The organism is Pedobacter sp. FW305-3-2-15-E-R2A2 (genome assembly GCF_038446955.1).
Classification (GTDB): Bacteria; Bacteroidota; Bacteroidia; order Sphingobacteriales; family Sphingobacteriaceae; genus Pedobacter.
Genome location: NZ_CP151803.1, coordinates 818,810 through 843,955, shown reverse-complemented (window position 1 = coordinate 843,955; position 25,146 = coordinate 818,810). Strand labels below are relative to the sequence as shown.

Here is a 25,146-nt window from a genome sequence, read left to right as displayed (position 1 = left end):
CTGTTTTCCGCTTAGTTGTAAATCGCCAGTCTTCGGTCAATCAGTTTCTCATAGGAATTCTCTACGCTCAACGTGTTTCGGGCATTCGTCATCAACCGATGTCCTAAATCTTTACTCTCTAAAATTTTTGCAATAGAAGAACAGAATTCCTGAGGGGTATTTCCAATCAGACAATCATGTCCGTTTTTAAAGCAGAGTCCTTCCACGCCAACTTCGGTAGATACGAATGGGATGCCGGCATTTACGGCCTCAATAATTTTCATTCTGATGCCGCTGCCAATCCGGATCGGAACTATAAAAATGCTGTCTGTTAATTCTTCATACAGTTGCTCTACATATCCCGGGAAGCTTACCGCATCCAACAGTCCGGCATAACTGTCAACCGTAGACTGATGCCATTTACCGATAACAGATAACTTTAAATCCGGATATTTTGATTTCAAAGGCATCCAGCAATTCATCAAAAACCAGTCTACCCCCTCCTTATTGGGGAAATGATCTTCCCCACCCAGGAACACCAGCTTATTCGCAGATGAAAAATCATTTGCTGATTTACCGGCCTTAATCGGAACCGGAGAAGAGACTAAAAGTGGTTTTTTGATATCTTTTTCTAAGATCAGCTTATCCACATCGGAAAGCGTACATACCATATCAAACTTCTCCAGAGCAGACAATTCAAACTTCTTATTCCGCTGATATATCCGGTTTAAAAATCCGGATTTGAAGCTAAAGAGTTCCAGCTCTCTCTTCTCCCGCACAAACCGGAGTTCATGATGTACAAAGATGCGATAAGAACTTCTGGGAATATATTTGGCAAAGGAGATCAGCTGGTGAAATTCTACCTGAACATATTCAAAACTATCTTCCAGTAAGACATTTCTGAAATGGTCAATAAATCCTCTTGGAAATCCGAAGCTTTTCGACCTGAAGAGGGTGGTATTTTGCTGTAGCATTTTGTCCAGATTGGTTTTACAACCAAAGAAAAAGACGCCTTTACCAATTAAGCGGTTAAAAAACTCAGAAAAACGAAATAAGACGGAACCCAGTTTATCGGAAAAAGTTTTCTTCGTGATCAGGTAAGGTTTAAAATTTACATTTTTCCATAATTTTTTCAGCTCCTCAAGATCTTTTTGATCTTCGGGCTTCATTGTAAAAGCAATGGTCACCTTAAACTGATGACGCAATTCATTATTGAATTCAAATTGAGCTATTCTTCCACCAGAATTTAGAGGGAATGGCATATAGGGGGTAACAATCAGTATATTCCTCATTGGTCTCTGTATTTAATTGAAAAAAAAGTGATAAAAAGAAATATTGGCAAAATGGCTGTTGAAAAGGGAGCCCAACCTGTTAGACCATAGATAATGTAAGCGACAAAGAGGCCGACTAAAGTGAGAGACAGCACTTCATTGTGTCCCTCTTTAATTTCTTTTTTTGCTTTAATGATGTTACCAAATAAAAAATAGACCCATAGAAGGATTCCGACAATCCCGATTTCACTCAAGATGATCAAATGAATATTATGTATGGGATTGACCGAAAAGAAGTCGTCCATGGTGACCTGACTTACAATCCCCAGATGTTGTGAGATGTAAGAAAGGTGGGCATTCAGCCCGACACCAATGATTGGAGAGGTTTCGAAAATATGGAATGCCATTAACCAGTGCACCATTCTGTTGTCATACTGATCCGAAGAGTCGCTTTGAAGGAACAATTCACTCAAGGGAGAGTAGGCAATCAGGTAAACCAGCGCCAATACGGTTGGCACTACAAATTTCAAAATATTACCGACGGAAAAGATATTTTTATGGGCATTCTTATCAATGTAGTAGCAGGAAAAAAGCGTAATAATTAAAGCAAGATAAGAGGTCCTGGAATAAGTTAAGAACAATGTCAGGATACAAATCCCTAAACAGATGGCGCTTGCCTTTCTCTTAAAATTATACAAATAGGTAGCGAGAAAAAAGGAAGAAGCAACGACCATAAAAAGGGCCAGCCTTCCCGGGTGATTAAAGAAACCGACCGCCCCGCTCCTGGTATCCAACCGGGTTGCCCAGATTTCTGCGGATTCATGAAACAGCTTTGTCACCGCCGAGATCCCAAGAACAGGAAAACAGATGGCCAGGAAAAACTGGGTATAAGCCAGCCATTTTAATCCATCAAAAAGTCCGTTCACCACATCAGACTTATCCAGAAAACTACTCAGCAATTTGAATAAGAGAATATTTGATAAAAAAAAGATAGTCAACACCCAGGTTCCAGTATAAAAGGAATTATAAGGGTTAAGAAAAGAGATGATCAACAGCACACAAAAGCCATTGCCCCAGTGGTTGAGTTTAAAGGAATAATTTATAAACCTCCTTTTTGCATAGGGCAGCACAGCAACAATCAACCCAATACACAAGGAAATGATATAGATCGGCTGTACGGTGCCTGCAATATCATTCAGCTTTGGCGTATTCAGGGCTTTTCCAAATTCAAAGGGGATACAGAATATAAAAAAGCTGACCCATAAAAATTTAGTATCCTTTTTTTTAGTCTTAAGGATAACCGTTCTGAAAAGATAAATGGAGATTATAATAAATAATAGAATCCCTTTACCCATGGGTATAATTATTACTTGTTTCTAGTTTAACCTTCTGTATGTTCTTTTTAACGCTGTTTTCTATCGCTGCAAAGTTTTTAGTGAAGAGTCTGATCTTCTCTTTTGATTCGCTAAGCTTATCATAATCAATCAGGCAGCTATTCGGATCTACATCGAACAGCTTTACCATTCCCTCGAATTTATTCGCATAGGAAACACCAAACATCGGCTTAGAGAACGTCAGCCCCGAGATGCCTAAATGCATTCTTCCCGTGATGGTAAAATCAACCAGGGAAACATAACCTTTTAGCTCTACCCCATTCCTGATTTGGTCCGTATAAAAGCAATCGACAGATTTAGCCCCAAAGTATTCATTCAGAATACGGCTGAAGGTGCTGTCGCTCGCCTCGTCACAAATCGGCCTGATGTCGTGGTAAAGAAAAACAAAAGCATAATCCCCAACTTCTAAAAAGCCTTCCAGCAATTGCTTAAAGCCCGATAAATAATTCTCAAATCCAATTTTCTTCGCCTGGATTGCATTGGGACAAACGCCGATGATTGACTTCCCTTTTACCTTCGCAGCCGCAACCCACGCTTTGTAATCTTCATAGGTTTTACTTTGATAACTTTCCGGAACATCAGGACAAATAAAAGCGATGTCGTTGGTTAAGATCAACTGTTCTGCGGGAATAAAATCTTTCATTCTCACATAGGATTCCACATCTCTGATTTTTAACCTCACGTCTTTCGCTACCTTAATGAATTTAGCTTTAACCACCGGAAGGATGTTTTTACTCACACTGAATCCGGAAATCTGCGCCTTTACCCCGATGCGGTTTGCCAGCTCAATGACCCTTAACCTATTGATCGAATTATGAACCCGGTAGGTTCCGTCCATGATGTCCGCGCCAATCACGTAGACCAGCGAACAGTTTTTAATCAGGAACAGGAGTTTTAGAAAATTAACCCGGTCGTCAAAGCCATCGATAAATTCTATATTCTTATTGATGGTCTTATAATCTTCCCGAATGATCTTGTATCCGTTTAAGATGCAGACCGGCGTACCATTTGCGAAATTGTTCATGAAACTGGTGATCATAATGTCTTCCCCAAAACCACCATTCAGGTTCGCAGCAGGCAGCACTAAAATTTTGTTTGCCGTCTTATTCGCTTTTATAAAAAGGGAACAAAAAGAGGCCACAGACCAGAAAAACTCAACATATAACCCCTTAAATTGCTGCTTTAAATTGCTCATCACTTAAAAATTAAAATATATATCCTATTACCTCACTTCAACAATATCAGCCAAAGGCTTCCGCTCAGAAATGGCCACCTTGAAATCATCTTTCAGATGTCCTACTGCCAAAAACATGATCGGAACACAGTCGCTATCCATTTGCATCGATGCTTTAAAAGCTTCGTACTGCTTCACTGCATAACTTGTATTCAGACAGCATACCCCCAGCCCTTCGGCATGGAGCGCCAGCACGATCGACATCGCCATCATTCCTCCATCAATAAAAACCTGGTTTCGCTCATAGGCAAAAAACGAAGACAGCTTTCCGGTGATGACGATCAATGAACTAATGTGTTCGCCAAAGCCCCTGTTTCCATTCTGCACATTCAGGAGTCTTTTCTTTAACTCCACATTAGAATGCTCTATCACATAAACCTTCCATGCCTGACGGTTACATACCGACGGCGTATATCTTGCGGTATCAATCGCATTTAAAATCAGCTGTGTATCCACCGGTTCTTCCGAAAAATCCCGGACACTGTGTCTGGATTTAAAGAAACTACTGTAATCAAAATTCAGTGTTTCGGTGATGTCTGTTTTTGGGATAATCTTGGTTCCTCCAGTTTTACCTTGAGCAGATTCGTCACACCTGGCCAACAACTTTTCCAGTTTCCAGGATAAGTCTGCCGGAATCTGGCTATAAGGCTCATCAAAATTTAGATACTCCCTCAGGGTAAAGGCCGTGATAGAGGTAACCGAATCTATCCCATAACAGTTAATGTAGTCTTCCACCACATCGGCCAGAGCGGAAATTCGCGCTGCACCAAATCCCGGACGCGGCTCCAGCAGGGCCAGCCCTTTTTCTATGGCGTGGTATTCTTTTATGATGTACGCCTGCATCATCTCTTTACTCCTCAATTTAAACGACGCAGACTCCCTGTTAAATTTCCGGTAATCATAGACGAAATCTTTGATAATCGACAACTGGGTTTGCTTCGACCGATAAAATCTTTTAGCAGATTTCGGAACGATCTTTTTTAGAATACTTTTCATACTTGGTACAGACTACACGTGATTAAATTGTTTCTTTCGGTTCAGTTTATGAATCAACTGATTCGTTATTTTATGAATGATTTCTTTTTCATCATCACATAAGCCAAAGAGGTAAATGCTGGTCACAAAGACAAAAACACCAGTGATACCTGTAAAGACGAACCTCCATCCGAAATGAACATAGGTCACACTTAAATAACAGGTAAGGATCAGCAGACAAAGCGGAATGACCACTTTAAAAATCACATTAGAAAAATATAGGGAAATGGACAATCCGGCTATATTTCTTAAAAAAAACAGACGTAGGATGCAGGCGATCACCTCAATAAAACAATAGCCTATAAACACGGTATAAACGGGATACCCCAACTTTAACAACAGATAGGCCAGTGGTAATGCCAGCAATAAAACAGAGCCCACTACCGCCTGGTAAACCTTTACTTTTCCCGTTGCCTGTACTGCCGACTGCAAGCCTATCGTCAGCTGATTGATCAAGGTCGCACACAACATTAACGAACAAAAAGATGCGGTATATTCAGGTACATTATTTAACCACAAATGAAGGATTGCTTTCATCTCAAAAATGCAGGGAACCGCAGCAAAAGCAAGCAGGAAGAATCCGAACTTACTTCCAATCATAGAAAGACGGAGCATCTTTTCCCGATTTTCCGCACCTTCACTTTTCATGATCTGTGGATTGATCGCCCGCAAAAGGGTTAAAGAAAAGAAGTTCAACTGTGCCGCCACCTGATTCGCGATGGCATAAGCTGCATTGACTACGGTTCCAAAAAAGACATTCAGCAAAATGGCTAAACCCTGTGCCCTTCCCAGCGCACATAAAGAACCGAATAAGTTCCATCCCGCAAAGGAGGTCAGCTCTTTCATCATTTTTTTATCTACAGAAAAAAGCCCTTCCAGCGTACAGTCTTCATATTTACCAAAGCAATACACCGCATAAAGCAAGAAGCTCGCGATACTTATTCCGGCAGTAAGTAAGCCATAAACAGATAATTTATCCTGGGCCACTACATATAACAGATAAGCAATCGCCAATTTCAACAGCGTCTCCACCACATTCACCACCGCTACCCAGAGCATATTTTCGTGCGCCACCAGGGAGCCCGTAAAAGGAACTGCAACAATGGTAAAAAATACCGTGACCGACATAAAATGATAGATTAGCCTCGCCACCCCGATTCTATCCACCGGAATATTCAGAAAACCATTAAAGAGAAAGAACCCGGAAACTTCAAGCACGACGACAATCAGTATACCAATCCCGATGTGCAGGAGCAGGCTATTGGTAAAAACACGTTTTTGCATGTTCAAATCATTTTTCCCCTGGAAGAAAGAGAGAAACCTTTGCGTAGAGGTGGCCATTGCCGTATTTAAAAAAGACAACATGGCAATCACTCCGGCAACGAGGTTAAAGACCCCATAATCAACCGAACCTAACGCATTTAAGACCAGCCTCGTGGAATACAACGAAATCCCCATTGTTATTAACATCCTGGCGTATAATATGCCCGTGTTGACAACCACCTTATTTGCTGATTTCATTTGAAATTATTTATTTCTTTTAAACAGTTTGCTAAAAAACCCTAACTCTTTACCAGTCACATCGTAATTGCCATAGCTGTATCCATAACCATAACCTTTGGTTGCTTTGATGTCGTTGACTACAATACTTAAACCTTTCATTTTCTGGCTTCCGGACAGGTCATCCACAATATTCAATTGCTGTTTTAACGTATAATTCTGACGCACCAGATACAGACAAACATCTGCGTAGGAAGCCAGCAGCTGGGCATCGGTTACGATCCCTACCGGTGGTGCATCAATGATGATATAGTCAAATTGCTGCTTCAATTCCTGCATCAGCGTTTTTGTTCTTTCGCTCAGTAGCAATTCTGCAGGGTTTGGAGGAATTGGACCTGAACTCACCACAAACAGGTTTTCCTGAATTTTCAATGGCTTCACAATATCATTACTGGTCAATTCCGGAGTGGTCACATAATTGGTAAAACCGATCGGGTTTGAGATCTCCAGCTTGGCAGAAAGACCGGGCTTACGTAAATCCAGTTCCATCAACAGGACTTTCTTACCTGTAAGTGCTAAAATCTGACCAAGGTTGATAGCCACAAATGACTTCCCTTCACCAGACATGCTGCTGGTTAATAAAATCACTTTCTCGTCGCTATTCTTGAAGAAGAAAGAAAGGTTGGTACGCAATGCCCTGAACTGTTCTGATATGGCAGATCTGGAACTATTGGCCACCACCATATTGTCGTTTCCTTCGTCATGACTAATCTCTCCGATAATCGGCACCTGAGTAATTCTGATGATGTCTTCTTTGGTCTGAATCTTATCATTCAATAAGTCTTTCACATACATCAATGCCAATGGAATCACCAGTCCGGCTACCATACCAAATAAATAGACCACCATTCTTTTCGGACTAAAAGGCTTAACTTCAGACTTGGGGGGGTCTATGGTTTTGGAGTTAGCAATATTAGACGTCTTAGAAATGGCGGTCTCTTCACTTTTCTGCATCAGAAAGATATACAGCTCTTGTTTAATCTGTTGTTGTCTGGCCAGGTTTAAATAGTTTCGCTCCACTTTTGGAACATTGCGAACCTGTCCTTCGGCTTTTTTCATCTGACCATTGATCCGGTTTCTGGTGATGAGAAAGCCATCCAGCGTAGTGGAAATATTGGATTCAATATCCGCTCTGGCATTGGCAATTTCTTTGTCCATCAACTGGATTCCCGGATTGGCTTCGGTTACCCCGATCAGGCGTCTTGCCCGCTCCAGGGTTAAGGAATTGTATTTCTCTACTGCCCCGTTAAAAACCAGATCCGCAGGAATGAGTGAGCTTGGCAATACTCTTTTATTCTTGCCCTCGTCTTTCAGGTAGTCCTGTAAACTTTTAAGGATACTGATCTGGGTTTCTATTTTCCCCAGGTCATTTACATATTGTCCGGTGGTCTGTACCAGCAACTTAGACTGTTCAGTCATATCCGCCAGGTTATTTTCCTGCTTAAAATTCTGGATATTTCCTTCCAGGCCGCCCAGCTCTCCACCAATATAAGCCAATCGGTTTTGAATAAATTTCACGGTGCTATCGGCCACCTCATTTTTATCTGTCAGATTCGCCTGAACATATTTTTCGATGAGTTTACTCAGGATGTCTTCCCCTTTTTTAGGGATCGCATGTGTTAGGCTCAAGTCGATGATGGTCACCTGTTTATTTTTAACTTCCACTGTAATGGCATCCATCAATGCAATCACTTTAGAATCCACAGACATGATGTTAAAAGCATATTTCTCCTCTAAAACAGGGACTGCCGTTCCTTTAATGATCTGCACCACCCCAACAAAAGGGATCGTAAAAGAACGGTCCAAAGCGACCAGTGTATCGATGCCATCGGCGCTTACCGCAACCTGATTATTTTTCAGAAAGCTGACTTCCACGTCTGTGGCTTTAATCGTATCCGCACCGGCAACCACTTTTACCTGGTAAGGAGATTCATAGAGTTCTACTTTTTTCAGTGTCCCCTTTCTGTAATAGGTGATGTTGAGGTTCATATCTTTCACCACCTGTTCCATCAGATATCTTGTTTTTAAGATTTCCGCTTCATTATCAACGGTGCTTTTTGTACCTAAAAGCCCCCCTAAATCACCCAGAAGATCACCACCACCAGATAAGCCTGCTCCCTTTTTCTCATCATTCACCAATACCCTGGCAGAAATTTTATAATTGGGCGTTTTGTACCGTACATATAGATTCGCACATGCCAGGCAGACCAATACTGATAAAGCAATCCAATACCAATTTGCAAGGATTCTTGACAAGATTTGCTTTAAATCCAGTCCTTCGATATCCTCATGTGCAGTTTTATATTCTGAAATCGTGTTCTTCATTTAATATTGCATAGATGTTAGCATGATACTATTTGTTAAAGCCTTGAGAACAATACGATCAAGACTGAGAGGGCGGTTCCAATAACGGCGAAAGTTTGTGTTCTTGCCTGATTTAAAGAGGCTGCTTTGCCTTTGTTAGGCTCCACATAGATCACATCATTCTGTTTCAGGTAATAAAAAGGGCTGTTAAAGACCTGGGAGGAATTCAGATCCAGCCTGGCGAATTCCTTCTTGCCATCGATATCTCTGATGAGTAAAATGTTTTCTCTTTTTCCAAAAATGGTGAGGTCGCCCGCCATTCCCAGTGCGTCTAAAACACTTACTTTTTCGTTTGGCAGCACATAAGAAGCGGGTCTGGCAACCTCCCCTAACACGGTCACCTTGAAATTCGCATAGCGAACCTGTACGTTTGGATCTCTGTAAACCACAGATGCCTTGGTTTTTATCAATTCTCTGGCTTCATAGGTGGTTAATCCAGCCACTTTAACCTTTCCTACGACAGAAATATCAATCTCCCCGTTTTTATCGACCAGGAAACCACTTGCTGAGGAAAGTCCTGCCGGATTAGCAGACTGAATTGCGGCAGTTACACTCTGACTTGCCAGCTGATTCACTGGCATCGATGTCGCTGCATCAATAGTTACAATAGAAATTGATAGAATATCATCCGAATGAATGGTCAATTCTTTAAATTCACCTGTTTTAGCGAACAAAGACCTGCCGTCTGCATCAATATCCTGAAAATAAGGAACTTTTTTAGTGACAGAACAGGAACTTAACAGAAAAACAGAGAAAATAATTAAAAAATTCAGGTATTTTTTTGTTAACATTAATTTAATCATAGTAATTTCGTTCTAAAAAAACCGCCTAACCAGCAGAATTCCGTAAAAGCAAAACTAATTGATTTAAATTTCAGTACACCTAGCCAGAAATGGGTATTTAATTAAAAAAACAGCTCCTTGTTCTTAAAATCAACATGACCAATTTTATTAAAAAGGCGTCCGGTTTGTATTTCCTGCGTCAATACCTGCAAATGTTTGTCGTGATGCAAGTCAGTACCTGCCAGGTCATAGTAGTTCTTTTGAAGCAGATATTCGGATAGTTTCTTCACCTCTTTTCCATAATATCCACATACCGACAAGAGGTTAAGCTGGAACAATACGCCCATTTCCTTGAAGCGGTGAAAGCGCTGATGCCGCTCGAAATAAAAGTTATACCGCTCGGGATGGGCAAGAATTACCACATATCCCTTCACCTGCAGGTTAAAGATCACCTGTTCAATATTCGGCATTTCAGAAAGGTAAGACATTTCGATGAGCACATGTTTCTTTGGGAGTGACACCAAATCATTTGAAACCTTAAACGTATCATTGATCATGTACTCCGCTCCTGCCCCTATCTCCACCTGGACCTGAGCAGCTTTCAAGGCCAGACGCGTACTGTCTAATGCTGCCTGTATCGTATCCGGCGTATTGGGATAGAGTTCAGAAAAAATATGAGGGGTACAGAGCAACTTTTGGAAGCCGAGTTCATGCAACTTTTTTATAAAACCAACAGATTGTAGCGTATCCGTTGCCCCGTCATCAATACCGGGCAATAAATGGGAATGCATATCCACTCCTAACCACTCCATATGGTCGACGTGCGCTCTTTTCTTAAAAAAGGAAAACATGATAAGATTTTTAAAGGATTTTGTAACCGGCTAATTTTGCTTTAACAAAAATACAATTGCGACAGTTTACATGCGCTATATTTTAAAATTTTATCCTATGATTAACGAAATATACCCAATTATAGGGATCAACAACTGTAACCTTCCTGATACAATTGAGCTGCATTGGCCATAAAATTTCCTTCGTTAAGTATAGAACGTCGGAAATACGGATGTAGTTTATTCCGTTTAAAAATATCTTAATTAAATAATAATTTACCATATTTAACAGCACATTAACAGTCTGATTATTTTAACGCTCCAATTCATTTAAACATGAGTCACTTCATGCCCAACATCAAGCATATCTTACACGTTATGCTTGAAAACCGACCCTTTGAAAACCTTTCTGGCTGGTTGTATCAAGAAGAAGAGAAAAATCAGTTGAGGCCTAAAAGAAAAAAGGGGCTGAACTGCCTGTAGGGAGTGATAAGGAGTTATGAATTGACCAGGGACTTGCCCATCTTTTTATTTAATCTCGCTTTTGCCTGTCGCACACTCGCTGGTTCTATATTCAGTAACGCAGCAATTTCTTTAGTAGACAGCTTGATGTGAAAATAGGCATATAGCCTCATTTCATTATTGGTCAGATTGGGATGCAGCACTCCAATCTTTTCAAAAAAGTCCGGATGTACCTGTTCAAAATGCAGTTTAAATTTATCCCATTCAGAATCAAGGTACCGGTTGTCGTTTAAAGCGCTTTCTATGCTTTTTAAAACCGGGTGTTTCGCATTAGGGTAAAGCTGGCCAATGTCCTTGATCTGGTATCTCAGGTCTGCAAGTAATTTGTTTTTTTGATGAATATACAAGCTATTACCTACCAATTCACGTTCGTTGGCTTCCAGTTTTTGCTGTAGCACATCGTTTCTGTTTTTTTCCTCCTCAATGTTGGTAATGATCAATTGATTTTCCTGCTCGATCAACCGGCTTTTATGTCTTGAAGATGCAATATCTGTTTCGAGTTTTTCAGCTTCCCGTTCTTTTAATTTCAGTTCTTCATTAACCAACCTCAGCCTTGCAACCAGTGCGACAGCAAAAGTAAGGATCTGCGACAGGATCGCTAATTCCGGCAGAATAGAAGCATTATTCGTATAAGTAGGCGCAGAATTGACAATGAAATATATAGCAATTCCTCCAGCCAAAACCATGGGAATGGTATTGGCGAGTAAAAAATATTTTGCCGCTCTTATTTTTCTCCGATAAGCAGTCACACTGGCTAAAAAGATGGCTCCTACAATAAACAGAACGAAGATATTATCGTAGAACAAAGTATGGCTATCCAGGTAGTACAATCCGGAAATGGTAACGACGGCAGGAATGAGTGCAAATGCAACATAAGCATACAACAAATATTTGAGTAACCTGTCGTATGTTGGCAACAGCACTTTAGTATTCAGGTAAGCTCTGCTCAGCTGAATGAGTCCAGATAAAATCAGGGTAACACCGAGGTGTAAAAAGAAAGTGTTCAGACTATAATAATAAATCGAGCCATCTGCATTCAGGCGCATATTGTATAGCGAAAACGGAAGCAACAGGTTAAAAAAATGCTTAAATGAGGTAATAAAGAAGATGGCTCCGACCTGCATCAACAATCCATATATGTAGATCTTGTCCTTTAAATGAAAATAGATGTAGAGATTATAGCAGGAAAAGCTAAGCAGTACCACAATACAAATGAGCCAGGAAAGCCAGATGAGTTGCTCCTGGCCAGCAAAGGAAATTTCTTTATTTAACAGAATTCCGGGCTTTAAGGCATAGCCATAAGTCTTTAGTTCAGCAACGCTTACCTTAAAATAGAGTGTATTTTTTGTTTGGCCCTGCAACATCAGGGGTATGATCCCTCTTTCTCTCTGCCCGTCTGTTACCGCCGGCCCGCCTGTACGGCTTAACCATCTTTTCTGGTTGCTGTCAAAGAAGTACAAAGAATAGTTAAGTGGTAGTGAAAGGGAGATGCGGTAGCTTTCGTTATTCGGATAGGGATTATCGATAGGAATTCTTATCCAGTAATAATCTGCCTGTGAAGTATTTAAATGAGCATTTTTTATAAAAGGAAGCGTGTGATCTGTGAGAATTTTGTTCAGATCATACTGCCGGTCCGGTAAAACTTCATAATTTTTGATCCGCAAGACTGCGTCGTTTGTTAAAACCTGAACATCCTGTGCATTCAATGCAAAAGAGATACAGCACAATAAACAGCATAAATACTTTTTGAAAGAAGAGGGCATTATTACTCGGCTGAAGGATTTTAATGCTAAAGTTAAGCCTTTGTATTAAAAAAACAGAAAACATTTATTGCAAGTTTAAGTTTAGCAGTTTTCATTAATCTCTACAATCTATATTCTGATGTTACTTTTAGTTGCTGGTAACTATAAGCATGATCAGCATCAATTTCTGCGAGTTCGTCGTAGTACTTATTTGCCTTTTCTTTGTAACTATTGAACTCCTTGCTGCGTGCCGCAATCTGTTTACTATTAAACATCCAGGATTCGTCCCCTGTATACCGATAAGCAAGATTTTTATAAATCTGTGCACGCAAGACCTTCAATCTAAAATCCTTCATATTTAAAGAAACTGCGCTTTCAGCCATGTTTCTGGCTAGAACAAGATTCTCTAAAGCCCCTTGCTGTCTTTGATAAGGTTTAGCTAAGACATCGTTTGAAAATAAGTGAATTACAGCACGATAAAACAGGCTTGTCGTGTCTTTGGGGTTTAGCTTTAAGTTTTTGTCTAAGCTGTCCGTCAAAGCAGCATATTTTTTCACTGAGAACGCCCCCAATGTACCATCATCGTTAAAAATCTGGCCAAATACAATTTTGACCGGCAATTGAGCGCTTGCACTATTGCAAAACAAAAATAGGATAAGAGAGAAAAATAATGCATTTTTCATAGAAATAATATTTTACATTAAGGAATTAAATTTCTTAAATCAAATATACTTTAATTTTATTAATAATAACACTACTCATTCGACAGTTCAGGGATCGTGAAATAGAAGGTAGCCCCATTACCTTCTTCACTTTCCACCCATAATGTTCCCCCGTGTTTCAATACAAAGTCATAACACAGACTCAAACCAAGCCCCGTTCCTTTTTCTCCTGAAGTACCATAGGTCGTATAATTAGAATTTTTGTTAAACAGTTCATTCAGTTTATCACTTGGAATTCCCAGTCCGGTATCTTTAACTGAAAATATCACTCCATTGTCAGTCCCCAGTGCTTTAATCGTCACTGTTCCTCCGGGATTAGTGAATTTGATGGCATTAGAAAGTAAGTTCCGGACAATTGTTTCCAGCATTCCTATATCTGCATAAACCAAAAGATCTCCCTTTAAGTACTCCACAATTTCTATTTGTTTTTTTAAGGCCATCGGAGAAACAGTCTGAATACTTTTACGAATTAATTCTCTGAGATTTTTAATCTCAATAGGGTTAAAGCTCACTGCATTAAACTGCGACCTCGCCCAGGTCAGCAGGTCTTCCAGAAGTATATTGGCGTTGGACAGCTCTGTTTTCATCAAAGAAAGATACGTATGCACCTCCTCTGCAGAACTGGATTCAAAATCATTAAGTGTCAGGTCTAACAGCTGTAAACTCCCCGATATCGGGTTTCTGAGGTCATGACCTATAATAGAAAAAAGCTTATTTTTCTGTTCATTTGATGCAGTGAGCTCTGTATTTAAGGCCAGAAGTGCATTCTCCTGAAACTTCCTTGTGGTGACATCTCTCATGCTCCCCTCTGTGCCAACGATCTGCCCTTTTTCAATAATCAATCTGGCATTCACAGAGGCATAACGCAGCTCTTCATTTTTGGTCTTTAACCTCACTTCAAAATCAATCACAAAACCGTGAATGCGAACCTGATCAATGATGCGCTCCCTATCTTGCTGGTAGTAATAGAACATATCCACCGGCATACCAATGATCTCGGTACGCGAATAGCCGGAGTGCTTTTCAATGGAGGGACTGATCTCTGTCACGATTCCTTCCTGGTCGGTCTGATAAAATACATCCTGCACATTCTCAAAAATAGTCCGGTATTTTTTTTCACTCAAGACCAGGTCATTTTCAATTTCTTTTCTTTTGGTGATGTCTTCAATTTGAGAAACATAATGAAGCGGCATCCCCGAGCTGTCGTAAAGCATCGTCGCAGCAATAATTACCCATATTGGTTTTCCATTTTTATGGATATATCGTTTTTCATACTTTACTTCTCCAATTCTACCGGCGGCCAGGTCTTCCAGAATTTCCAGACTCACTTCAAGGTCTTCAGTATGCGTAAGGTCACTAATCGTCAGCTCCTTCATTTCTTCTTCCGTATACCCCAGAATAAGACATAAGCTCTTATTTACCCTTTTCCATTTTCCTTCAGGACTGATCAGCGCCATTCCAATTAAAGAATGCTCAAAAGCCTGTTTAAACTGAGTTTCGCTCTGATACAGCTCTTCCTCGAGCAGCATACTTTTAGTGATATTGAAAGCAACAGCACCGACCATATCTCCTTCGGACCCCAGCCCATGAAAAGGAAATTTATAGGTTTTATAATACTGAGGATGTCCGTTTTTATCCCTCACTGTCTGAAGAAACTCCTTATTTTTTCCAGATTGCAGGATATCAATATTATTTAGCACTGCCGTATGTGCCACATCCAGTCCAAAAATCTCTTCCAGGCTTTTACCAATTACCTCTGCAGGTAAATGAAGCGTGTCAAAAAAACATTTATTGGCATATTTTAAGGTATGGTTACTATTGGTAATCCAGCATAAACCCGGCAGTTCATCCATGAACAGCTGGAACCGCTTTTCATTCCTCACAATGTGGGTTTCCCTGGTAATGTCTTCATTATACATCATCATGCCACCGATATTCCCTTCCTCATCCAGCCAATGCTTCAGCTCCCATTTTAACCAGATTACCGTGCCATCCATCCGTTCAAACCGATCCTCCCCAGATTGATCATCTGTTCCTTTCAGGCAAGCCGCATGAATTTCTTTCCAGCCCTCTTCAATTTCCGGAAACACTTCATAATGCGATATCCCAATCAGTTCTTTATCGTGGAGGTCATACATGCTGATCCATTTTTCTGAAACGGCCAGATACCTCATTTCGGCATCTACAATAGCCATCGGAACCGGGGTCAAAGCAATAATGTTTTTAAAAGATTTAGAAATGATAGTCATTGATTTTTCAATATTATTTAGTTACTATATGCGGTTAATCTGCGTTGTAGTTGCCGGTATGGTTCGTGATATCGATAATTATTTCATCCAGTTCAACCGCGGATTTAGATAAATATTCCAGTAAAACCTGAGTTTCCTTATTCGGATCTGAATTTGCAAGAAGTTCCACCAACGACATGATCCTGGTCAATGGAACCCGAACCTTATGGGATTGCAGCCAGGCGATATTTCTCATTTTTTTATTCTGCTCTTCTATGGCTTTCACATAAGCCCGGGTCTCTGTAATGTCTCTTCTGATAGAAATCCAGTGTGTAATCTCCCCCAAGCTATTGCTAACCGGTGAAATATTAATACTGACATCATATAACCTGCCTTCTTTCGTATAATTGCTGAGCTCAATATTGCAGGGTTCCTTCTTTTTAATCGCCTGATGGATTTTTTCCAAACCTTGCTGATCATGATCAGCACCATGAAAAATATCGGGGCGGGCACCAATCAATTCTGCTCTTGAATAACCTGACATTTCAATCAAAGCATCATTTACATATACAATAGAGGGTCCGGCATCACAATTGGCATCCGTAATCAAAACTCCATCAGTGGTATTAATGATGACAGATTCGAGCAATTTTGACCAGTGCTCTTCTTCCATCTGTCTGGTGATGTCCTGCATTGCTCCAATCATCCGATAGGCGACACCGTTTTCGTCCAGGCCGATGTATCCCCTATCCTGTATATATCTATAACTCCCATCGCCACAAAAGAAACGATACTTGTCTTCCCAGCTTTTCCCCCCATCGATTAAACTTTTGTCAAATCCAGCCAATACCCGTTGCCGGTCTTCGGGATGAACCCGATCCCGCCACCAGTCAATATCTGTTGTATTGTCCATGATTTGGTATTTCAAAACACCATTGATTCCCTGATTCCAACTGACCACCTTTGTAGTCAGATCATAGTCCCAAACCACATCACTGGTAGCTTTGGATACAATATCATAGCGTTCCACATTCTCTAAAACCTCTTTTTGATGTGCTATTCTTTCTGTAATATCATGACTCAATACCAGTCTGGCAAGCGTCCCTTTAAATTCCATCTGATTACTCTCTATTTCAACATGGATCAACTGTCCGTTCTTTTTAACATGCCTCAGGGGATTTTTATTTTTAACAAAAGGGACATCCTCAGGAGCCAACAGATCAGTAACAGTCATTGCTAAAAACTCATCTTTGGAAAAACCATAATGTACTACAGCAGCAGTATTTACGTCAAGAAAACAGAGCGTACTGACGTCAAAAACCCACATTGGTAATGGGGATTTTTCAAATAAGTTATAATAACTATTATTTTCCATTGTTTAGCTTATACTCTTCTGATCCTGTTTAAAGAAATGTAGCATTATTTAAACACTAAAAATAATTTTATACGTCTGAATTTTAGATTTTTTTTTACCGCTCAAAAACAAGAACTGCTTTCCTGGTACGCTGTGTTTAGCTCTTTCATGATTTTCAATAGGTTAGGTTGTGATGATACAAATACACAACACCTGAAAAGCAGATTAGTTTAATGATCATCAAAAATATCAGTTTCAGTATCCGGCTTAGTTAGGCATGGGAAGCGATTTGCATTACTTATTTGCAGCAAATCTATCAAATGGTTCAGACTTAAAATTTGTGCTGAAGTTTAAGGAAAAGATCAAAAAAAGCGTGCTCAAAAACCGCCTTAAATAGGCAGGTATTGTTTGGCCTTTAACGGCACTTACGGCTCCGCTTTACGGGTTAATTTCAGACGTGATTCTTCCAGCGGCTGTATTTGCCGTTGCTTTTACCTGTATTTTGGTAAGTCTGAACTTTGAATACGCAGTGCTCGCGGAAAGAAATAGTTAAGGTGTTATTCCTGTTGCCTTTCAAAAAAGGAAGCTACGGCGTAACCCGTTATTTCGCCAATACAGGATTAACCGTTTTTTAAGAATGATACTCATGATCCACAATCTGCTCACTTAGTTTTCGTCCTTCTAATGCTAAACCAATATTGGCTAAGAAGCCCGGGGCTACGTGATGGTCATCTGCAGAACGCCAGGCGCCGGATTTGGCAACGATAAAAAAACTAGCGCCATTTGGATATCTGATTCTCATTCCGTGCAACCCTTTATAGTTCTCGGTTTTTGCATCCAGTCGCAACAATGCGCCTGTGCCGGGTTCTTTTACTTCAATTTGCATAATAACTCAGTTAGGAACTGGTTAAACAAGATCGGTCAGGAAAATGTTTTTCATAATTAAATTTGTGACAAACATTTTATTTCCATTGTTCTGTTCTGCAACTATTGAACTGTTCGCTTAAAGATTAGTTTTCCGGATCTGTCTTTTCCGGAGTATGAAGGTAAATATCTTGCTGAGGGAATGGCATCACAATACCATTGGTCTTAAAAGCGTCCACAATGGCCATGATCAGGTCGCTTCTGGTGGCAGCAATATCGGCGATATGTTTTGTCCAAAAGTAGATACGCAAATCAATAGCGCTATTGCTGAACTGTTCAAATTGAACCACCGGGCCAGGGTTCTTATTGATCCGCTGATCACTGTCTAAAATACCGATCAGGATTTGTCTGCATTTTTCCAGGTCCGAATCATAAGCAATGCCAATCATAATGGACATTCGTTTTCGGTTTCCACCAAGAGACCAATTGATCAAATGAGAATTTAGTAAATCGCCGTTGGGCATCACGACATCCGCTCCATCCCAATTAGAAACTACACTGCTTCGAAATCCAATGGATTTCATCTTTCCTCCCTGGCCTCCAATCTCAACAATATCCCCTACGTTCACTGGTTTTTCAAATGCAATGATCAGCCCACTCACCAGGTTGTTCACTAATGTTTGCAAGCCAAAACCAATCCCTACGCCCAATGCTCCTAAAACAATAGTGATCCGGTCTACCGGGATTCCCGCAGCTGCAATGGCTAAAAACAACCCAATGCAGAGAATGGAAATACGAACGAGCAGCAGCCAACTGCCTATACCCTGCCGCTCCTGCTGGTCGTCTTTACCGGAAACCAAATGCCTATCAGACGCAAAAAAGGAAACAATTTTCGATACAATTACCGAAATAAGCATAATGGCAAGAAACAGAACCAGGTTATAAATACTAAAAGTATAACCACCAAGGGTTCGGTCCTGACTGAAAAAATTCTGAAGTGGTGTAGAGAGGTAGTTAAATGCAGGGAAATTTCGACCAAACAATACCATCCAGCCAATTACAAGCAATACATAAAATAGCATCGGGGCTTTTTTACCCACCCGCTCAAAGTTGAGGTAAAAGAGTTTCCGGTCTTGTCCGGAATACACGTTAAAAGCCAGAAACAAACCTTCGTTGATCAGACGTACCGTCCAAAGAAAAACAATAGCAATCACCACATTCAGGAAACCACTAATAAACAATGTTTTTGCGAGGTTATGCCGCCCAAACACATTTGCAAGTATGGCCGCGAATTCCAGTAAAACCATAAAAGTGATGGACCAGATGATCCACTTTTCTCTCAGCTCTTCCCGGCGGCCTTTGATTAATGTGATCAATCCTGCTACAAACCCAAGTATCGAAATCATCAGCATAAACCAACGTTCAATTCTCGATGCCTGTAATACCAGATTAACAATTGCAGCGATGATAAAAAGCACGACCATTATCAGCCATACCCGCATCCAGTATTTATTCACATATTTATTAAAAATGATGGTCAGGGAAATGCAGGATGCCACCCAGAAAATCACATTTAATATAAAAGGAGGTGATATAAAAAAGAACTGAAACAAGCTAACCACGATCAATATTGCCGACAATGCCGGATACCGGAGTACCAGCTGACCGTCGAAATCAGGTTTCAGCAATTTGTTTTCGATATAAATATTCTTGAGTGACCGCAAATAGACAAAAGAAGTGACGATCAATAAAACCAACATGATTAACTTACCCGTATTATTTTCCGCATAAAAGCTGAGTGTCAGCAATCCTTTCGTTTTTGAAAATTCCAGTATTTCTCCAAATGGACGATAATAAGCAGGCGGAGCCCAAATGTTATCAAATTCCCTTTTGTAGGTATGCTTAGCCATATCTTTCTGATAAGACTCTATTTCATCTAAACTGCTTTGCAGCTTAAAAACGGTCATATTGACCTGATTAAGTAAGGTTTGAATGTTATTGCTGGCCTGTTTAAGCGCAGAATCTACAGGAGTTGTTTCGTAGGCCACCACCCGAATTTTCTGCAGGTACTTCATCAGTGTGGTCGAATCTTTTGGAAACTTAAATAAGGCAGGTACGCTCAATAAGGAATCCAGTTGGTAGCGAAAATTGTTCAGGTCCTGTTGCCGGGTATCCAACACTACTTTTCTCGCGTTTGCGATATTGAGCAGCTCGGCCAATATCTTGGAGGTCGTTGTTAAATTCCGGAAAGTTTGTGCAGAGCCGGTATTCGTAAAAACACCATCACCTGCAATGACAAAATCCCGCTCTATCTCCTTCAACTCCTGCTTAGGTCCTGCCGTATCGAGATTACGTTTGAGGTAAATCTTTGCCTTTTGCATCGTGCGCTTGATCTCATCAAATGTTTTGATCTGGCCAATAGCTGCTTTATCCGCGTCAAATTCTTCCGCACTCTTTTTCGAAGACACCTTTGCAAAAGCATGTATTCTTGCTACAAAATCCTGTTTCAAGCTGTCTTTTACCTGATCTTGTTTTAGCGTATCTTTCTTTTGAGCATGTAGGTTGAGACCACCAAACATACAAACGCAAAATAAAAGAAAGCTGCTTATCTTTTTCAGGATCATAGTTTGACTAAGAATTGATAATCAATATTACGGAAAAAGCAGCAATATTTTCCCCTGTAGCATCCAATAAGCTATTGCAACAATTTATTATATCTGGTATATAAACTCATGAGCTATAAAAAGAATTTACACACTTATCATCGTGATATTGGAGAAGACCTTTTTATTGGATCAGCATTTTCACCGCGAGCATGTGTTTACAAATGCCTCGTTTTCCCTGGTATGCCGTAAACCATTCACAGGTACAGCGGTCTCCCTGGTGGTCCATCACGACTTTATGCTGCACACCTGTCCCCTTTACGTTTGCTTCCACATATCCTGCTTCATTTCTTAAAATCTGAACCTCCTCATTATCCACCAGCTTTTTTGCATTTTTTAACCTCGGGTTTAAGCTCAGGATGCGCTGCGTTTTAAATGGCAATTGCCTGTAAAAATGGCTCCGTCCCATCAGATCATATCCCAACAGGCCGATGGAAGATAAACTTGAGGTCAGCTGGTCCATTGTTCCAAAATCGATATCGTGTTCTATAGACAGCAAAGTAGGGTCAAAAGTCTCATTGGATTTCAGTAAACTATTCAGTCCATATACCCATTCTACCGGCACATTTTCTGTCATATGTTCCAAAGCCTTCCCTTCTCCCGAAAATCCCCTATAGGCATCCGGAGAAAAAGCCATCAGCAATTGCATTTTACCAAACTCGCATACGATGGCACAGGTTTGTTTATCCGCAGATTCGTAAACAAAAATCTTTTCCGATATCGCCAAAACCCCATCCAGCAAGCGCAGCCTGTGTATGCCGCCAATGCGTACTCCATCGGCAGTCATCAATGTAGAGAACATAAACTTACCCGCCCGTTTTGTGATAAAGAAATCGCCTTTTACACTTCCCTTTGGTAAGGTTTGAAAAAGCTGTATCGTCTGGATCTTATTCAACTCAAACTTCAGATCCATATCCGCCAGGTATAACTGCACACTCGTTAATCCCTTAATCCAGCGCATAGGCAGGGTGACTTTCTTCTCCGTTACTTTCGTCTTACTCGTCATCACCTGTACATCCTGTTGACCCACTGCTAATGTTACCTTTTCGTTTTTTTGAATGCTGTTCAAGGCATTCAGCATGGGGTCATTAAAATCGACATTGGTCGTACCGTTGGCAATAAATTCGCCATCTATAGATTCCGGTTTCATGTCCAGCCTTACATAAACCCCATTGCAAGACGAGAAGCCTTCAAACCGGATTCGTTCTGTCCCCGCCGAAACAATCGGGTCCCGTAAACTTGGCGGTGTAGGTCCAAAACTGGATCGAACTACCTTAGCAATCGTACTCCAGCATTTTGCCGTCACATAAGGATCGGTTAGTGTACCCCAAAAAAAGCAAGGAATATTATTTACGGCCTCGATTTCTGTTTGATGTGCCAAAACAAGGCTATTTACTCCTTTTTCTTTTGTATAAGTGGAAACACCGCTATACTGATATTGTAAATCTGTCATTCTCGTCTATTTTAAAATTTGCTTTACCAAGGCTTTCAATGCCGCATTGTCTTTCAGTTTATCAAACAAAGTAACTGCATCTGCCGAAGGCTTTTCTTTTGTTTTATAAAGAACATCCACATAATGTTCCACTATCTTTTTAAAGTTAACCGGCAGCTTTTCCTCCACCTCCATCCCTTTAAAGATCCCTTCCATCAACTGTAAAAATGCAGAATTGTGTAATGGAGAGATGTCTTTCAGCATACTTATACTTTCTACCAATCTTAAAAAAGGTCCATATTTATTATTAGACAGGTAAGCCAGCTTTTCGGACAGCAAGGCAAGATCAATGGCGCGCATTTCAACAAGGTTAATCAGTACTTCAGCAGACATCAGACGGATATCTTTTTTCTCCTGAAAAAACGTACATGCAAATACAAGCATGGTCAGATCAGAAAATACAAATCCTGACCGGTTCACTAAAGTTAAAAAGCCCTTCAATTCCCGTCCTCCATTACTGGAAATGGTGCAGGAAGAACGCAATAAAAAATAGGCCAATGCAGCCGAATTTTGCGGCATCAGACTATCCCAGTAATAGACATTTCCCTCAACATCCATCATGTATTCCCAACGGTTTTTTCTACCAAACAGGTCTAAACCATATAGAAAATAATCCGGCATATTTTTATATCCCGGAATATGGAAAGTCAGCTCATACCAGGAAGGAGAACGTTCATTTTGTTTCGTCCGATAATTCATAAATTCATTCCAACGCTCTTCAAAGGAAATGACCGGGCTAAATGGAGAAACTACGAATGGAATCTCCTTCAGATACGTTTCTTCAAACTCCGGAAAGGTATCATCAGGATAATAGGTTCTGGCTGCTACCGCCCATATTGCTTTGAGCTGATCATCAGTGGTCACATTTATTTTAGACAACAGCTTAGTCAAGACTGAACCATTCTTAAAGGTCATCTCTTTGGTTTTCCCCAAACAAAATGCCATTAGACCTTTTAATTCAGGATTCAATTGCTCTAATAAAGGCATCGCCTCTTCTACATTTTCCCGTGGCATCCTGCTAATGGCAATGCTCAGGTCCAGCTTGTTAATTTCGGCTCCTTCTTGTTGGTAAGCAATCAGTCTTTCCAATAAAACTTTAGGTGCCACCCAATGCGGAAGGTGCGAAGGAAACGACAACATCGGTAAAGGTTTCTCTGCAGTCATCCTATTTTGCACGGCATGCAGAAGGGGTCTGATTAACAATAAGGTTTTTATCGATTGATAAGGCCGGTCTTCAATTTTAAAAACCCTATCGTAATCTTCAATCTTCTGCTGCAGGAAAGCACTGACGTAATTTTTGTAGACACTTTCAAAATATTTCTTTTGCAACTGTTTTCCATAAGGCTGTAGCTGCTCTGAATAATCTTTTGGAAATAAATGTCTTTGAGTAATAAAGGTGTTTAGCAAAATCTCTCCATCTGCGATTTCATCAGAAGCAATAAACTTCCCAAATAAAAACACAATATCGTTCCAGTCCTTGGGCAGCTCTATCTCCTGCAACAATACCTTTTCCTTTTTAGGCTCATAATGATAGACTTCTCTTTCTTCCGAACCCGCCCCGACCGTCTCTTCAGTTAGCAACGAACTTAGGCTCGTTCTTACACTCCCCTGCATCAAGGCAGTATAAGAAGATAGCTTTTCGCTCAACTCAGCATTCTTTTCATCCGCTATTTTCAAGAGCAGTTTAGTTGCCCTTTCCTGCAAGTTCAAATCCGGCACCACATAAACATCGGCTAATAATGCCGTGATTCTTTTATTGAATTTAGGATACTGTTTATTCAGTTTCTCTAAAATTGGAAAAGCACTTTTAATCGCCGTCTTATTGTCGCTCGCCATCATGACTGGCTCCAGCCAATCCAGAAAAGAACTCACACTGAACCCCTTATCTTCATATATTTTCTTCACCAGGTCCATCGCAAAATTCACTACAGGTGCATACGCATACTGCAGCGCCGCAAAAATATTTTCCTGATAAGGCAGCAGTTCATCTGCGGTAGGATTTAAATCCGTCAGCCTTTTGCGGAAAAAAGATTTGAGGGTATTGTTCCAGTCCTTGGTCTGGATTAGGATGATCTGCTCTATATAATAACTCCGGTCTAGTTTACCAGCTGCCAATAAAGAATTGAAAATGATTTCCCAGGTCCGGTGTGCATCATAAGCCTCCGTATCGTTCTCTCTGAAATACCCATCCTGAAGTTCTGTTTGATAATTGAACAGCTCCGGCACATCACGTTCGTAAGCCAACTGGTCATTTAGTACAAAACTGATAAACTCCCTTGCTTTGATTTTCGCAGCCCATTCACTAAAAGATCCAAGACTTAATGCGTACAGTTCAGGCTCATAGCTGATCAGAGACTGACCTTCCATAAAACGCAATGCCTTATAGTCGAACCTTCTCCAACTGTCTTTTTTTGCCTTATCCAATAAAAAGCCAGCGATCCAGTCCGGCTTTGCCCACTGTAGCACCTCTAAAATCATGGGTTCTTCCACTCTTTTCAATAGCTCAACAGCCTGATCCCATGAAGTAATATCCGTCTTATTGAACAGCGCAATGGCACTCAGGGTAATGATATCAAATTGTCTTTGCTCGCCCCTGGTTCCCCATTGAGAATTGTCTCTTCTATACTGACGCTCATTGGTCAGGTCTACGAAATCCATCCAATACCGCCTGGCTTTCCTGATGTGCTTTTTTAAAGCCTCCAGGTTTCCTTTGGCATTGTCCTTCAAAAAAGGCAACAGTGTTTTTATATCTTTAGATAAAATAATAGCGTCATAAGCATTCAGTACCTCCTGTATATTCGTCCCGGAGCTTTTCGCAGATTTGGAGGCAGGATTACTAATTAACACTTCTCCATCCTCCGAATACCCTTTCTTTACTTTTTCATTTAGTAATTTTTCCGCTGCTTTTAAGCACTCCTCATTACTGCTAAATGATTTTGTTTGAGCGGTTCCGCTTGTCCCGTTTCTTCCATAAACAACCGTGTAAGCAGCTTCTGTAACCTCAATCTGCCAGAATTTATCAGACGTACCATCAATATATTTAAGGTGTTTTTTCATGCCTTTTCTCTATAGCTATTTGTTAAGAAATCCGTAATTTTCTACGCCGAATT

At 40.5% G+C, this 25,146-nt stretch carries 16 protein-coding genes; all 16 read right to left on the bottom strand.

The features are described 5' to 3' along the window. Nucleotides 1-11 precede the first annotated feature (11 nt). On the bottom strand, nucleotides 12-1,271 hold the full coding sequence (locus AAFF35_RS03290; RefSeq protein WP_342330980.1) for a glycosyltransferase: 1,260 nt from the start codon (nucleotides 1,269-1,271) through the stop codon (nucleotides 12-14). Next, nucleotides 1,268-2,605 carry an O-antigen ligase family protein gene (locus AAFF35_RS03285; protein WP_342330979.1) on the bottom strand — a complete coding sequence of 446 codons (1,338 nt, stop codon included), beginning with the start codon at nucleotides 2,603-2,605 and terminating at the stop codon, nucleotides 1,268-1,270. Before AAFF35_RS03285 ends, AAFF35_RS03290 begins: the two co-directional genes overlap by 4 nt. After that, nucleotides 2,598-3,839, bottom strand: a complete 1,242-nt coding sequence (locus AAFF35_RS03280) for a polysaccharide pyruvyl transferase family protein (protein ID WP_342330977.1) — start codon at nucleotides 3,837-3,839, stop codon at nucleotides 2,598-2,600. Before AAFF35_RS03280 ends, AAFF35_RS03285 begins: the two co-directional genes overlap by 8 nt. A 27-nt stretch (nucleotides 3,840-3,866) precedes the next feature. Beyond that, the gene (locus tag AAFF35_RS03275) at nucleotides 3,867-4,874 is read right to left on the bottom strand and encodes a nitroreductase family protein (protein ID WP_342330975.1); all 1,008 of its coding nucleotides are present in this window, start codon (nucleotides 4,872-4,874) and stop codon (nucleotides 3,867-3,869) included. 12 nt (nucleotides 4,875-4,886) lie between these two features. Further along, nucleotides 4,887-6,434: an MATE family efflux transporter gene (locus AAFF35_RS03270; protein WP_342330974.1), complete on the bottom strand. Its 1,548-nt coding sequence runs from the start codon at nucleotides 6,432-6,434 to the stop codon at nucleotides 4,887-4,889. A gap of 6 nt (nucleotides 6,435-6,440) precedes the next feature. Continuing rightward, nucleotides 6,441-8,798: a polysaccharide biosynthesis tyrosine autokinase gene (locus AAFF35_RS03265; RefSeq protein ID WP_342330972.1), complete on the bottom strand. Its 2,358-nt coding sequence runs from the start codon at nucleotides 8,796-8,798 to the stop codon at nucleotides 6,441-6,443. Nucleotides 8,799-8,833: 35 nt separating this feature from the next. Continuing rightward, nucleotides 8,834-9,640, bottom strand: a complete 807-nt coding sequence (locus AAFF35_RS03260) for a polysaccharide biosynthesis/export family protein (protein WP_342330971.1) — start codon at nucleotides 9,638-9,640, stop codon at nucleotides 8,834-8,836. A gap of 101 nt (nucleotides 9,641-9,741) precedes the next feature. Next, nucleotides 9,742-10,470 carry a CpsB/CapC family capsule biosynthesis tyrosine phosphatase gene (locus AAFF35_RS03255; RefSeq protein ID WP_342330970.1) on the bottom strand — a complete coding sequence of 243 codons (729 nt, stop codon included), beginning with the start codon at nucleotides 10,468-10,470 and terminating at the stop codon, nucleotides 9,742-9,744. 476 nt (nucleotides 10,471-10,946) lie between these two features. Then, nucleotides 10,947-12,734, bottom strand: a complete 1,788-nt coding sequence (locus tag AAFF35_RS03250; protein WP_342330968.1) for a 7TM diverse intracellular signaling domain-containing protein — start codon at nucleotides 12,732-12,734, stop codon at nucleotides 10,947-10,949. 101 nt (nucleotides 12,735-12,835) lie between these two features. Next, nucleotides 12,836-13,396: a hypothetical protein gene (locus AAFF35_RS03245; RefSeq protein ID WP_342330966.1), complete on the bottom strand. Its 561-nt coding sequence runs from the start codon at nucleotides 13,394-13,396 to the stop codon at nucleotides 12,836-12,838. Between the two features lie 71 nt (nucleotides 13,397-13,467). Continuing rightward, nucleotides 13,468-15,684, bottom strand: coding sequence for a PAS domain S-box protein (locus tag AAFF35_RS03240; protein ID WP_342330964.1), 2,217 nt, complete (start codon nucleotides 15,682-15,684; stop codon nucleotides 13,468-13,470). A 34-nt stretch (nucleotides 15,685-15,718) separates the two neighbouring features. Continuing rightward, nucleotides 15,719-17,038, bottom strand: a complete 1,320-nt coding sequence (locus AAFF35_RS03235; protein ID WP_342330962.1) for a PAS domain-containing protein — start codon at nucleotides 17,036-17,038, stop codon at nucleotides 15,719-15,721. Between the two features lie 610 nt (nucleotides 17,039-17,648). Continuing rightward, on the bottom strand, nucleotides 17,649-17,903 hold the full coding sequence (locus AAFF35_RS03230; RefSeq protein ID WP_074609128.1) for a hypothetical protein: 255 nt from the start codon (nucleotides 17,901-17,903) through the stop codon (nucleotides 17,649-17,651). A gap of 124 nt (nucleotides 17,904-18,027) precedes the next feature. Next, complete coding sequence (locus AAFF35_RS03225; RefSeq protein ID WP_342330958.1) at nucleotides 18,028-20,460, bottom strand: mechanosensitive ion channel domain-containing protein; 2,433 nt, start codon at nucleotides 20,458-20,460, stop codon at nucleotides 18,028-18,030. 208 nt (nucleotides 20,461-20,668) lie between these two features. Then, the gene (locus AAFF35_RS03220) at nucleotides 20,669-21,997 is read right to left on the bottom strand and encodes an SWIM zinc finger family protein (protein WP_342330956.1); all 1,329 of its coding nucleotides are present in this window, start codon (nucleotides 21,995-21,997) and stop codon (nucleotides 20,669-20,671) included. A gap of 6 nt (nucleotides 21,998-22,003) precedes the next feature. Further along, nucleotides 22,004-25,093 (bottom strand): DUF6493 family protein, encoded by a 3,090-nt coding sequence (locus AAFF35_RS03215; RefSeq protein WP_342330954.1) that lies wholly within the window; start codon nucleotides 25,091-25,093, stop codon nucleotides 22,004-22,006. Nucleotides 25,094-25,146: the final 53 nt, after the last annotated feature.

Coding starts and splice junctions, on each gene's coding strand:
- AAFF35_RS03285 (WP_342330979.1), bottom strand. CDS start 2,605: ATGGGTAAAGGGATTCTATTATTTATTATAATCTCCATTTATCTTTTC.
- AAFF35_RS03290 (WP_342330980.1), bottom strand. CDS start 1,271: ATGAGGAATATACTGATTGTTACCCCCTATATGCCATTCCCTCTAAAT.
- AAFF35_RS03255 (WP_342330970.1), bottom strand. CDS start 10,470: ATGTTTTCCTTTTTTAAGAAAAGAGCGCACGTCGACCATATGGAGTGG.
- AAFF35_RS03270 (WP_342330974.1), bottom strand. CDS start 6,434: ATGAAATCAGCAAATAAGGTGGTTGTCAACACGGGCATATTATACGCC.
- AAFF35_RS03225 (WP_342330958.1), bottom strand. CDS start 20,460: ATGTTTGGTGGTCTCAACCTACATGCTCAAAAGAAAGATACGCTAAAA.
- AAFF35_RS03230 (WP_074609128.1), bottom strand. CDS start 17,903: ATGCAAATTGAAGTAAAAGAACCCGGCACAGGCGCATTGTTGCGACTG.
- AAFF35_RS03275 (WP_342330975.1), bottom strand. CDS start 4,874: ATGAAAAGTATTCTAAAAAAGATCGTTCCGAAATCTGCTAAAAGATTT.
- AAFF35_RS03215 (WP_342330954.1), bottom strand. CDS start 25,093: ATGAAAAAACACCTTAAATATATTGATGGTACGTCTGATAAATTCTGG.
- AAFF35_RS03240 (WP_342330964.1), bottom strand. CDS start 15,684: ATGACTATCATTTCTAAATCTTTTAAAAACATTATTGCTTTGACCCCG.
- AAFF35_RS03250 (WP_342330968.1), bottom strand. CDS start 12,734: ATGCCCTCTTCTTTCAAAAAGTATTTATGCTGTTTATTGTGCTGTATC.
- AAFF35_RS03245 (WP_342330966.1), bottom strand. CDS start 13,396: ATGAAAAATGCATTATTTTTCTCTCTTATCCTATTTTTGTTTTGCAAT.
- AAFF35_RS03220 (WP_342330956.1), bottom strand. CDS start 21,997: ATGACAGATTTACAATATCAGTATAGCGGTGTTTCCACTTATACAAAA.
- AAFF35_RS03265 (WP_342330972.1), bottom strand. CDS start 8,798: ATGAAGAACACGATTTCAGAATATAAAACTGCACATGAGGATATCGAA.
- AAFF35_RS03260 (WP_342330971.1), bottom strand. CDS start 9,640: ATGATTAAATTAATGTTAACAAAAAAATACCTGAATTTTTTAATTATT.
- AAFF35_RS03280 (WP_342330977.1), bottom strand. CDS start 3,839: ATGAGCAATTTAAAGCAGCAATTTAAGGGGTTATATGTTGAGTTTTTC.
- AAFF35_RS03235 (WP_342330962.1), bottom strand. CDS start 17,038: ATGGAAAATAATAGTTATTATAACTTATTTGAAAAATCCCCATTACCA.